The sequence below is a fragment of the Xanthomonas sp. CFBP 8445 genome (assembly GCF_025666235.1).
Taxonomy (GTDB): domain Bacteria; phylum Pseudomonadota; class Gammaproteobacteria; order Xanthomonadales; family Xanthomonadaceae; genus Xanthomonas_A; species Xanthomonas_A indica.
Genome location: NZ_CP102594.1, coordinates 542,501 through 554,549, shown reverse-complemented (window position 1 = coordinate 554,549; position 12,049 = coordinate 542,501). Strand labels below are relative to the sequence as shown.

6 protein-coding genes and 2 rRNA genes (1 of these 8 only partly in view) are annotated in these 12,049 nt (G+C 65.2%); 3 read left to right on the top strand and 5 right to left on the bottom strand.

All coding sequences use genetic code 11. The features are described from left to right. Positions 1-3 precede the first annotated feature (3 nt). Positions 4-990 carry a D-2-hydroxyacid dehydrogenase family protein gene (locus tag NUG21_RS02500; protein WP_263392182.1) on the top strand — a complete coding sequence of 329 codons (987 nt, stop codon included), beginning with the start codon at positions 4-6 and terminating at the stop codon, positions 988-990. 63 nt (positions 991-1,053) lie between these two features. On the opposite strand, the gene NUG21_RS02495 is transcribed toward NUG21_RS02500, so the two are convergent. Both NUG21_RS02495 and NUG21_RS02490 read right to left on the bottom strand, forming a co-directional pair. Further along, positions 1,054-2,538, bottom strand: coding sequence for a S41 family peptidase (locus NUG21_RS02495; protein ID WP_263392181.1), 1,485 nt, complete (start codon positions 2,536-2,538; stop codon positions 1,054-1,056). Between the two features lie 104 nt (positions 2,539-2,642). After that, positions 2,643-3,869: a murein hydrolase activator EnvC family protein gene (locus NUG21_RS02490; RefSeq protein WP_263392180.1), complete on the bottom strand. Its 1,227-nt coding sequence runs from the start codon at positions 3,867-3,869 to the stop codon at positions 2,643-2,645. Between the two features lie 187 nt (positions 3,870-4,056). Here NUG21_RS02490 and NUG21_RS02485 point away from each other — a divergent pair, with 187 nt between their 5' ends. Both NUG21_RS02485 and NUG21_RS02480 read left to right on the top strand, forming a co-directional pair. Then, positions 4,057-4,716, top strand: coding sequence for a hypothetical protein (locus NUG21_RS02485; protein ID WP_019798650.1), 660 nt, complete (start codon positions 4,057-4,059; stop codon positions 4,714-4,716). A gap of 76 nt (positions 4,717-4,792) precedes the next feature. Continuing rightward, complete coding sequence (locus NUG21_RS02480; RefSeq protein ID WP_263392179.1) at positions 4,793-6,535, top strand: M28 family metallopeptidase; 1,743 nt, start codon at positions 4,793-4,795, stop codon at positions 6,533-6,535. A gap of 729 nt (positions 6,536-7,264) precedes the next feature. Here the strand turns inward: NUG21_RS02480 and NUG21_RS02475 are convergent. The 3 genes from NUG21_RS02475 to NUG21_RS02465 form a co-directional block, all read right to left on the bottom strand. Then, positions 7,265-8,332, bottom strand: coding sequence for an NAD(P)-dependent alcohol dehydrogenase (locus NUG21_RS02475; protein ID WP_263392178.1), 1,068 nt, complete (start codon positions 8,330-8,332; stop codon positions 7,265-7,267). 710 nt (positions 8,333-9,042) lie between these two features. Next, a 5S ribosomal RNA gene (gene rrf, locus NUG21_RS02470) occupies positions 9,043-9,157 on the bottom strand. A gap of 156 nt (positions 9,158-9,313) precedes the next feature. Then, a 23S ribosomal RNA gene (locus NUG21_RS02465) occupies positions 9,314-12,049 on the bottom strand (it continues 144 nt past the right edge of the window).

Here is a 12,049-nt window from a genome sequence, read left to right as displayed (position 1 = left end):
CGCATGCGCATCCTGGTCGCCGACGACTATCAGGATGCGGTGCGTCACCTGCCCTGCTTCGCGCGCCTGCAGGCGCACAGCGTGCAGGTGCTGACCGCGTTGGCGCCCGACCGCGCGACCTTCCTCCGACACGCCGCCGAGGCCGAGGCGCTGGTGCTGATCCGCGAGCGCACCCGCATCGACGCCGCGCTGCTGGCGCAACTGCCGACGCTGCGCCTGATCAGCCAGACCGGGCGGATCGGCGAGCACATCGATCTGGCCGCCTGCACCGCGCGCGGCGTGGCCGTGGCCGAAGGTGTCGGTTCGCCGGTGGCGCCGGCGGAACTGACCTGGGCGCTGCTGATGGCCGCCAGCCGGCGCTTGCCCGCCTACCGCGATGCGCTGCTGGCCGGACACTGGCAGGTCACCGGCGATGCGCAGCTCGGCCGCAGCCTGGATGGCCTGACCCTGGGCATCTGGAGCTACGGCAAGATCGGCCGTCGCGTCGCCGCCTATGGGCGTGCCTTCGGCATGCAGGTGCAGGTATGGGGCAGCGAGGACAGTTGTGCGCAGGCACGCGCAGACGGCTTTGCGGTCGCCGCCAGCCGCGAGGCGCTGTTCGCCGAGAGCGATGTCCTCAGCTTGCATCGCCGCCTGGTCGCGGCCACCCGCCACCAGATCGGGCTGGACGACCTGCTGCGGATGAAACCCGATGCGCTGCTGGTCAATACCAGCCGCGCCGAACTGCTCGCCCCCGGCGCGCTGCTGGCGGCGCTGGACGCCGGTCGGCCGGGACAGGCGGCGCTGGACGTGTTCGAACAGGAGCCGGTGCTGGATCCGCAGCATCCGCTCCTGCGGCATCCGCGGGTGCTGGCGACGCCGCACCTGGGCTACGTCGAACAGGCCAGCTACGACCTGTATTTCGGCAGGGCCTTCGACAACGTGCTGGCCTTCGCCGCCGGCACGCCACAGCGCCTGGCCAATCCCGAGGTGCTGAGCGCCCGCGGCTGAGCGGCGGACCGCCTTCGCCCAGCGGACGCGCGGCGCGCCAGGCGACGGCGCGCCGCGACCGGCTCAGGAACCGGACGCCGGGGCCGGTTCGGGCGTGTTGGTTGCCGGCTTGGCCGCGTCGGGCTTGGCCGGTTCCGCTGCCGGCGGCTTTGCCGGGGCCTGCTTCGGCGCCGCGCCCGCCGGCTTGTGCGCCGGCTTGGCCTTGGCCTTGCCGGCCGGCGCCGCCGCGGCCGCCCGCGCCACGGCGCCGGGCTGCTTCAGTTCGGCCAGCGCCTGCGCGATCGGGCCATCGCCCGGCAACACGTCGCCGGCGGTGTAGCCCTCGGCGCCCTCGTCGTCGCCATGCAGGTGGCCCGGCAGGGTCGCTTCGCTGTAGTCGGCGATCGCGGCCGGCTTGTCGGCGTCGTCCGCGCTCGCCTCCGGGTGCAGCACCACGTCGGGCACGATGCCGCTGGCCTGGATCGACTTGCCGCTCGGCGTGTAGTAGCGCGCCGTGGTCAGCTTGACCGAGTCGCCGTTGTCCAGCGGCAGCACGGTCTGCACCGAGCCCTTGCCGAAGGTACGGCTGCCGACGATGCGCGCGCGCTTGTTGTCGCGCAGCGCGCCGGCCAGCACTTCCGAGGCGCTGGCCGAACCGGCGTCCACCAGCACCACCATCGGCGCGCCGTTGAGCAGATCGCCGGGCGTGGCGTCGAACTTGGAATCGCTGACCGAGATGCGCCCGCGGGTGCTGACGATGGTGCCCTTGTCGAGCACGTCGTCGGCCACCTGCACCGCCGCGGTCAGCAGGCCGCCCGGGTTGCTACGCAGGTCCAGCACCAACCCACGCAGCTTGCCGCCGGCCTGCGCCTGCAACTGCTGCAGCTGCTTGTGGAAATCGGCGCCGGTGTCGGCCTGGAAGGTGCTGATGCGGATGTAGCCGTAGCCCGGTTCGAGCATGCGGCTGCGCACGCTGGCCACACGGATGGTCTGCCGGGTCAGGGTCACGTCGAACGGCTTGTCGACCTTGTCGCGGGCGATGGTCAGCACGACCTTGCTGCCCGACTCGCCGCGCAGCGGCTCCATCGCCTTGACCGCGCTGATCGGCTTGCCGTCGATGGCGATGATGATGTCGCCCGAGCGCAGGCCGGCGCGCGCGGCAGGCGTGTCGTCGATCGGCGACACCACCTTGAGGGTATTGTCCGGCAACTGCAGCAGCTCCACGCCGATGCCGTCGTAGGCGCCGCTGGTCTGCTCGTCGAAGGCCTCGGCGTCTTCCTTGCTGAAATAGGTGCTGTGCGGATCCAGGTCCAGCAGCAGACCGCGGATCGCGGACTGCATCAGCTTCTTGTCGTCGACCGGATCGACGTAGGCTTCCTTCACCGCGTTGTAGACCGCGACGTAGCGGCGGATCTCGTCCAGCGGCACCTTGGTGCTGGCCGATTCGGTGGCATCGGGATCGTCGGCGCTGGCCGCCGGGGCCGTGGGCGTCTGCGTCTCGGCGCGTTGCGCCATCGACGGCAGCGGCGCCAGGGCGAGCAACAGGGCTGCGGACAGGACTACGCGCATGAAGCACTCCGATTGGGGAAGACCCGCACCGTGCACGGCGCGGTTGTCCGGATTATGCGCGAACCCGAGCTAAATTCGCGTTGAACGCACCGCGTTGGCGTGGCTCAGCGGCGCTGCAGCCACGACGATGGATCCACCGGCTGACCATTGCGGCGCAGTTCGAAGTACAGCGCCGGACGGCCCTGGCCACCGGAATTGCCGACCTTGGCCACCGCATCGCCGCGCTTGACCTTGGCGCCGGCGTCGCGCAGCAAGGTGTCGTTGTGCGCGTACAGGCTCATGTAGCCGTTGCCGTGGTCCACGATCAGGATCATGCCGTAGCCGGTCATCCAGTCGGAGAACACCACGGTGCCGTCGGCGACCGCGGTGACGGTGCTGCCGGCGGGGGCGGCGATCAGCACGCCGCTGCTGGTGCGCCCGTCGGGCAGCCGGCCGCCGTAACGCGCGATCAGGTCGCCCGACAGCGGCCAGCCCAGGCCGCCGACCTTCAACGGCGGCGCCGAAGCGACCACCTTGGGCGGCACCTTGCCGCCACCACGCCCGGCCTTCGCCGCGGCCTTGGCCTGCGCCGCCTGCTCGGCGGCTTCGCGCCTGGCCGCGGCACGGCGCTCGGCTTCGGCACGGGCCGCCGCGGCGCGCAGGTTGGCGAGCAGGGTTTCCAGCGCCTTGGCGTCCTGGCCCAGCGCCTTCTCGCGTTCGCTGCGGTCCTGATAGCGCTGGTCCAGTTCCGAGACCACGCTGGCGCGCTGCTTGCGGTCGCGCTGCAGGGCCTGCGCCTGTTCCTGCTGGCGGCGCTGGGCTTCGCTCAGTTGCTGCTTCTGTTCGACGACCTCGCGCTGCACCTGTTCCAGCGCCTGCAACTCGTGGGTCAAGGTGGCGATGCGCTGCGCGCGCTCGCGCTGCAGGTAGCGGTGATAAGCCAGCAGGCGGTTGGCATCGGCCACGCGGTCCTGCGCCAGCAACAGCTTCAGCGGCGCATTGCCGCCGATGGCGTAAGCCGCGCGCAACAGTTGCGCCAATTCGGCGCGCTGGCGGGTCAGGCCGCTGCGCAGGCCATCGCGCTTGCGTTCGAGCTCGGCCAGGGTCTGCTGGTGCCGCTGCAGCGCCTGCTGCGTCTGCGCCAGGCTGCGGCCGGTGGCGGCGACCTTTTCGTCGGCCTCGCGCAACTGGCGTGCGGCGTCGCCGCGCTTGCCCTCCAGTTGCCGCCGTTCCTCGGCCACGCTCTTCAGCTCGCCGCGCACCTTCTCCAGGCGCTTCTCGGCCTCGCGCGGATTCTGCGCCGCGGCCAACCCCGCGGTCAGCAGCCACGCCGCCGCCAGCAGGCTGCGCAACGGCCCGCGCCAGTCGCCGGGCGCACGCCGCTCGGCCGCGCGGGGCGCGGCGGAATGCGATGGGACAGGCGCGGCTGCGGGCAAGCGGGGGTCCAGTGACTTCAGGCAGGTGTGGATTGTAGCGAAGCGTGTTGTGATCGCCTCACGATTGATTGCCGCCGCATCGTCGGCGCCCGGGAGGTGAGGGATGAAACGCATGCATCTGGCGGTTGTGCTGGCCTTGGCCCTGGCCGGCCCGGCGTTCGCGAGCGAGGGCATCAGCAAGGTCAACGGCAGCATCACCGCCGACGCCGGAAAGCAGTACGGGGATCTGGAAACCGTCAACGGCAGCATCAACGTCCAGTCCGGCGCCCAGGTGGGCAGCGTGGAAACGGTCAACGGCAGCGTCAAGGTCGCCGACGGCGCGCAGACCAAGGGTCTGTCCACGGTCAACGGCGGCATCACCCTCGGCGAGCGCGCGCAGGTCGCCGGTTCCATCGAAACCGTCAACGGCGGCATCTTCGTCGACCGCGGCGGCCGCGTCGACGGCGGCATCGAGAGCGTCAACGGCAGCATCGGCCTGGTCGCCACGCAACTGGACAAGGGCATCGAGACGGTCAACGGCGACATCACCGTCGGCCACGATTCGCATGTCGGCGGCGGCATCTCGATCAACAAGCCCAGCTTCAGCATGTCGTTCAAGCCGGCGCGCAAGCCGCGGGTCATCGTCGGCCCGCGTGCGGTGATCGACGGCCCGCTGCGCTTCGAGCGCGAAGTCACCCTGTACGTGCACCGCAGTGCCAAGACCGGGCCGATCACCGGGGCCACCGCGTTGCCCTTCGACGGCGACACCGCGCCGAACAACTGAGCCGCGTTGCCGTGCGCGCCCGGGCGCGCGCGGCTTGCCTATAGAATCCAGGGTTCCCTCGCCACCAGGAGCCCCCATGTCCCGCAAGCTCGTGCTGTGCCTGGCCGCAGCGGCGGCGCTGACCGCGTGCAAGCGCGAAGCCCCCGCCCCGGCCGCCGACGCCGCGCCACCGACCGCAGCGCCCGCGCCTGCTGCGGCGCCCGCGCATGCGTTTTCCACCGGGATCGCGCCGGCGGACTTCGCCGAACTGGTCAAGACGCTGTCCTCCGACGCTTTCGAAGGCCGCGGCCCCGGCACGCCGGGCGAGGACAAGACCGTGGCCTACATCCGCGACCAGATGCAGCGCATCGGCCTGCAGCCGGGCAACGGCGACAGCTGGTTCCAGGACGTGGCGATGACCGAGACCACCGCGGCGCCCGGCACCACGCTCACCATCGCGCACGACGGCGCGGCGCGGCAGCTCGCCTTCGGCACCGACATGGTGGTGGGCACGCGCACCGGCCAGCCCGAGGTCAAGCTCGATGGCAGCGACATGGTCTTCGTCGGCTACGGCGTGGACGCGCCGGAGCAGAAGTGGAACGACTATGCCGGCCAGGACTGGAAGGGCAAGACGGTGGTGATGTTCGTCAACGACCCCGGCTTCCACACCGGCGACGGCAGCCTGTTCGAAGGCAAGCGCATGACCTACTACGGGCGCTGGACCTACAAGTTCGAGGAAGCCGCGCGCAAGGGTGCCGCTGCCGCGTTGATCGTGCACGACACGCCCGGCGCCAGCTACGGCTGGGACGTGGTCAAGAACTCCTGGTCCGGCGCGCAGTACGACCTGCCGGCGAAGGACGATCCGGAGCCGCGCATTCCGGTGCAGGGCTGGCTCACCGCCGAGGCGGCCAAGAAGCTGTTCGCCGACGCCGGCCTGGATCTGGCACAGGCCTACAAGGACGCCAGCAAGCGCGGCTTCAAGCCGGTCCCGCTGAAGGCCAAGCTCTCGGTGGACCTGAAGAGCACCATCGCCGAGAAGACCTCGCGCAACGTGCTCGGCGTGCTGCCCGGCAGCAGCCGCGCCGACGAAGCGGTGGTGTACATGGCGCACTGGGATCACCTGGGCAAGCACGAGGGCGAACCGGGCGACAACATCTACAACGGCGCGGTCGACAACGCCACCGGCGTGGCCGGCATCCTGGAAATCGCCGAGGCTTTCGCGCACCAGCAGCCCAAGCCCGAGCGCTCGGTGGTGTTCCTGGCGGTGACCCTGGAAGAGTCGGGACTGCTCGGTTCCAAGTACTACGTGGCGCATCCGACCTTCCCGCTGAACAAGATCGCCGGCGTCATCAACCTGGATGCGATGCCGGTGGCCGGGCGCGCCAGGGATTTGGTGGTCAACGGGTTCGGCAGCTCGCAGCTGGAAGACCTGCTCAAGCCGATCGCCGCCGCGCAAGGCCGCGTGCTGCACTCTGAAGACGCGCCGCAGAGCGGCTTCTACTTCCGCTCCGATCACTTCAACTTCGCCAAGGCCGGCGTGCCCGCGCTGTACATCGACGGCGGTGAGGACCTGGTCGACGGCGGCATCGAGGCCGGACGCCGTGCCGCGGCGGACTACGCCAAGCGTTACCACACCGCGGCCGACGAGTACGACCCGGCGACCTGGAAGCTCGATGGCGTGATGGACGACCTGCAGGCGGTATACGGGGTCGGCAAGGAACTGGCCGCCGGCGACAGCTGGCCGAACTGGTATCCGGACAACCCGTTCAAGGCCGCACGCGACAAGATGATGGGCCGGCCCACGTCGCTACCGGCAGCGGCGCCTGCCGCCGCCAAGTAGGCGGCTGCGCCCTCCAGTTTCATGGCAACGGCGCTTCGGCGCCGTTGTCGTTTGTGGGCGTCGGTCGTGCGACGGGCGGCATGGGGCGCGCGGAACACGACGGCATGCGTTGCCATCATCGCGGTGCCAGCTTCCATCCGATCATGTTCAACGGCGCGTTGCGGGTGCACTGTTCTGGGGGCCTCTTCGAGATGCCTCGAATCACGACAGAAAGCGCACCTGTAGGAGCGGCTTCAGCCGCGACGGACGTTCCCGTCACTCTGGTCGCGGCTGAAGCCGCTCCTACAGCGGCGGATCACGCACCGGTCGCTTGGATGTCCGCGCCCCATTGGCGTGCAACGCGCAGTCGTAGGCAGTCGGTCGGTATGCCTATCTGTCGGTCTCTCGGTCTGCCGTAGCGACTCGAACTGGCGTTTTTCACGGTCTTCTTCGACCGCGGCAACCCGCATTCGCTGCCGTCACTGAGCATTGTCCCTAACCCGGGTAGCTCGCTCTGCGCCCATGCACTGCTCTGCGCATCGGTCGCCTCGATCATCCGGTGCATCGTGACTGCGTCCCTCAGATGCCGCGATCCGTCGCCTGGAGGCAATGAATCCGTTGCCCTTGCGGCACACTAAGCGGCACGCTCTCCAAAAGAAAAGCCCGGGCATGCTCCTGCCCGGGCTTCCATGGTCGCGCGGTGACGCGTGATGTGTCCGTGGTAACCGGCGGCTACCGCGGACAACCGCCTCAGGCCGCCTGCTTAGTCTGTGCCAGGCTGGCCATATCGATGACGAAGCGGTACTTCACGTCGCCCTTGAGCATGCGCTCGTAGGCCTCGTTGATCTGCGCCATCTCGATCGTCTCGATGTCGGACACGATGCCGTGCTTGGCGCAGAAATCCAGCATTTCCTGGGTCTCGCGGATGCCGCCTATCAGCGAGCCGGCCAGCTGGCGCCGCTTCATGATCAGGTTGAACACCGTCGGCGACGGATGCGGTTCGGCCGGTGCGCCGACCAGGGTCATGGTGCCATCGCGCTTGAGCAGGGTCAGGAACGCATCCAGATTGTGCGGCGCCGCCACGGTGTTGAGGATGAAATCGAAGCTGTTGGTATGCGCCGCCATTTCCTCGGCGTTCTTCGACACCACCACCTCGTTCGCGCCCAGGCGCAGCGCGTCCTCGCGCTTGCCAGCGGACGTGGTGAACAGCACCACGTGCGCGCCCATGGCGTGGGCGATCTTCACGCCCATGTGGCCGAGGCCACCCAGGCCGACGATGCCGACCTTCTTGCCAGGACCTACCTTCCAGTGGTTCAGCGGCGAATAGGTGGTGATGCCGGCGCACAGCAGTGGCGCCACCGCGGCCAGCTTGTCGGCATCGTGGCGGATGTGCAGCACGTACTTCTCGTCGACCACGATATGGTCGGAGTAGCCGCCATAAGTGTTCTCGCCACCGAACATCGGGCCGTTGTACGTCCCGACGAACCCGTTCTCGCAATACTGCTCTTCGCCATCGGCGCAGGAGGCGCAGTGCCGGCAGCTGTCGACCATGCAGCCGACGCCGGCCAGGTCGCCGACCTTGAAGCTACCGACCTGGTCGCCCACCGCGGTGACGCGGCCGACGATTTCATGGCCCGGGACCGACGGGTACTGGGTGTTGTGCCACTCGTTGCGGGCGGTATGCAGATCGGAGTGGCAGACGCCGCAGTAGAGGATCTCGATGCTGACATCCTTGGCACCGAGCGCACGGCGCTCGAAGGTGAAGGGGGTCAGCGGCTGATCGGATGCCTGGGCGGCGTATCCGTTGGCTTGGCTCATGGGGAAGGCCTCGTGGTGGGTGAAAGGGGGCCGGGAGCGACGCGTGAAGCAGGCAGCGAATGCCTCGCGATCGCCGGAATCGGAAAAAAGTCTAAGCGCCATGGCATGAAAGGCACGCATCGCTCCATGGAACGGTGCGATGCGCTCGCTCAAAACCCGCTGTCGAAGTGGCCAGTTGTGGACTGGCGCACGGGTTCAGCTGAACCTGGATGTACTTCGCCGATGGCGTGCGGGCAGCGATTGCTTCATCAGCGAAGCGCGCCTGTGGAAGACGCGCGGCATTGATGAAACGCACGACATAAAAGACCCCAAAAAGTCTTTGCAAGCGTTCGGTGACGCCCCTGCGGGGCCGCTTCCCCCGCAAAGGGGGTCGTGGTCCTGGCGGGAGAAGGGAGCAACCGAGCCCTCTCCCGCCGGGAGAGGGGTTGGGGTGAGGGTACGGCGCGCGCAGCCCCTCGCCGATCCGTCATTGCGAGGTTTCGCCCGCAACCTCATCTGCCCCTGCGGGGGCACCTTCTCCCCGACGGGAGAAGGAAGAACCGAGCCCCACTCCCCCCGGGAGAGGGGTTGGGGTGAGGGAACGGGGCGCGCCTCGCCGATCCGTCATTTCGAGGCTTTTGCCCGCACTTCCATCGCCTGCTCGCGTCGCGCTGTTTTTTCCCGCGCAATAAAAAATCCCCGTCCTTTCGGACGGGGATTTGGGGTAAAGCCCCTGGCGATGACCTACTCTCGCATGGCTTGAGCCACACTACCATCGGCGCAGCTGCGTTTCACTTCCGAGTTCGGGATGGGATCGGGTGGTTCCACAGCGCTAATTTCACCAGGGAGACGGTTGGAGTGTCGCCACGTGCGGGTCCTCGGTTGTTGGACCGAGGACGGCAAGGGCGCCAGCCTCTCATAGGGTGTGATGTAGCGAGCGAGTGAGAGCGATCGACGTGTGTCGCGCTAAGGGATGCTTATGAGGAAGCATCTTGAGGTTATATGGTCAAGCCGCACGGATCATTAGTATCAGTTAGCTCAATGCATTGCTGCACTTACACACCTGACCTATCAACCACGTAGTCTACATGGTTCCTTTAGGGGACTTGTGTCCCGGGAGATCTCATCTTGAGGCGCGCTTCCCGCTTAGATGCTTTCAGCGGTTATCGCTTCCGAACATAGCTACCCGGCAATGCCACTGGCGTGACAACCGGAACACCAGAGGTTCGTCCACTCCGGTCCTCTCGTACTAGGAGCAGCCCCTCTCAAATCTCCAACGCCCATGGCAGATAGGGACCGAACTGTCTCACGACGTTCTGAACCCAGCTCGCGTACCACTTTAAATGGCGAACAGCCATACCCTTGGGACCGACTACAGCCCCAGGATGTGATGAGCCGACATCGAGGTGCCAAACACCGCCGTCGATATGAACTCTTGGGCGGTATCAGCCTGTTATCCCCGGAGTACCTTTTATCCGTTGAGCGATGGCCCTTCCATACAGAACCACCGGATCACTAAGACCTACTTTCGTACCTGCTTGATCCGTCGATCTTGCAGTCAAGCACGCTTATGCCTTTGCACACAGTGCGCGATGTCCGACCGCGCTGAGCGTACCTTCGTGCTCCTCCGTTACTCTTTAGGAGGAGACCGCCCCAGTCAAACTACCCACCATACACGGTCCCCGATCCGGATTACGGACCTAGGTTAGAACGTCAAGCACGACAGGGTGGTATTTCAAGGATGGCTCCACCACAGCTAGCGCCATGGTTTCATAGCCTCCCACCTATCCTACACAGACGAACTCAACGTTCAGTGTAAAGCTATAGTAAAGGTTCACGGGGTCTTTCCGTCTTGCCACGGGAACGCTGCATCTTCACAGCGATTTCAATTTCACTGAGTCTCGGGTGGAGACAGCGCCGCTGTCGTTACGCCATTCGTGCAGGTCGGAACTTACCCGACAAGGAATTTCGCTACCTTAGGACCGTTATAGTTACGGCCGCCGTTTACTGGGGCTTCGATCAAGAGCTTCGCCTTGCGGCTGACCCCATCAATTAACCTTCCAGCACCGGGCAGGCGTCACACCCTATACGTCCACTTTCGTGTTTGCAGAGTGCTGTGTTTTTGATAAACAGTCGCAGCGGCCTGGTTTCTGCGACCCTCTTCAGCTATAGCTCGCACGAGCCACCAAAAAGGGTGCACCTTCTCCCGAAGTTACGGTGCCATGTTGCCTAGTTCCTTCACCCGAGTTCTCTCAAGCGCCTGAGAATTCTCATCCTACCCACCTGTGTCGGTTTACGGTACGGTCTGCGTAAGCTGAAGCTTAGGAGCTTTTCCTGGAAGCGTGGTATCAGTGACTTCGTCTAAAAGACTCGTCTCGGTGCTCGGTCTTAAAGGATCCCGGATTTGCCAAAGATCCAAACCTACCGCCTTTCCCCGGGACAACCAACGCCCGGTACACCTAACCTTCTCCGTCCCTCCATCGCACTTACGCGAGGTGCAGGAATATTAACCTGCTTCCCATCGACTACGGCTTTCGCCCTCGCCTTAGGGGCCGACTCACCCTGCGCCGATTAACGTTGCGCAAGGAAACCTTGGGCTTTCGGCGTGCGGGTTTTTCACCCGCATTGTCGTTACTCATGTCAGCATTCGCACTTCCGATACCTCCAGCAGACTTCTCAATCCACCTTCGCAGGCTTACGGAACGCTCCTCTACCGCGCATCGCTTATCGCGATGCACCCCAAGCTTCGGTTCACTGCTTAGCCCCGTTAAATCTTCCGCGCAGACCGACTCGACCAGTGAGCTATTACGCTTTCTTTAAAGGGTGGCTGCTTCTAAGCCAACCTCCTGGCTGTCTATGCCTTTCCACATCGTTTTCCACTTAGCAGTGAATTTGGGACCTTAGCTGTGGGTCTGGGTTGTTTCCCTTTTCACGACGGACGTTAGCACCCGCCGTGTGTCTCCCATACAGTCCGTCTCGGTATTCGGAGTTTGCAATGGTTTGGTAAGTCGCGATGACCCCCTAGCCATAACAGTGCTCTACCCCCGAGAGGATACATATGAGGCGCTACCTAAATAGCTTTCGAGGAGAACCAGCTATCTCCGGGTTCGATTAGCTTTTCACTCCTAATCACACCTCATCCCCTACCTTTGCAACGGGAGTGGGTTCGGGCCTCCAGTCAGTGTTACCTGACCTTCACCCTGGGCATGACTAGATCACCCGGTTTCGGGTCTACTGCCCGCGACTATGCGCCCTTATCAGACTCGGTTTCCCTTCGCCTCCCCTATACGGTTAAGCTTGCCACGAACAGTAAGTCGCTGACCCATTATACAAAAGGTACGCAGTCACTCTTGCGAGCTCCTACTGCTTGTACGCACACGGTTTCAGGATCTATTTCACTCCCCTCTCCGGGGTTCTTTTCGCCTTTCCCTCACGGTACTGGTTCACTATCGGTCGGTCAGGAGTATTTAGCCTTGGAGGATGGTCCCCCCATGTTCAGACAGGGTTTCACGTGCCCCGCCCTACTCGTCTTCACTGGTATGGCCCTTTCAAATACAGGGCTATCACCTTCTATGGCCAACCTTTCCAGGTTGTTTTTCTAAAACCATACCAGCTTAAGGGCTAGTCCCCGTTCGCTCGTCACTACTTAGGGAATCTCGGTTGATTTCTTTTCCTCCGGTTACTTAGATATTTCAGTTCACCGGGTTCGCTTCCAGCAGCTATGTATTCACTGCAGGA

Excerpts from the sequence above, each read along its gene's own strand:
- NUG21_RS02475 (WP_263392178.1), bottom strand. The coding sequence starts at position 8,332 with ATGAGCCAAGCCAACGGATACGCCGCCCAGGCATCCGATCAGCCGCTG.
- NUG21_RS02500 (WP_263392182.1), top strand. The coding sequence starts at position 4 with ATGCGCATCCTGGTCGCCGACGACTATCAGGATGCGGTGCGTCACCTG.
- NUG21_RS02480 (WP_263392179.1), top strand. The coding sequence starts at position 4,793 with ATGTCCCGCAAGCTCGTGCTGTGCCTGGCCGCAGCGGCGGCGCTGACC.
- NUG21_RS02495 (WP_263392181.1), bottom strand. The coding sequence starts at position 2,538 with ATGCGCGTAGTCCTGTCCGCAGCCCTGTTGCTCGCCCTGGCGCCGCTG.
- NUG21_RS02485 (WP_019798650.1), top strand. The coding sequence starts at position 4,057 with ATGAAACGCATGCATCTGGCGGTTGTGCTGGCCTTGGCCCTGGCCGGC.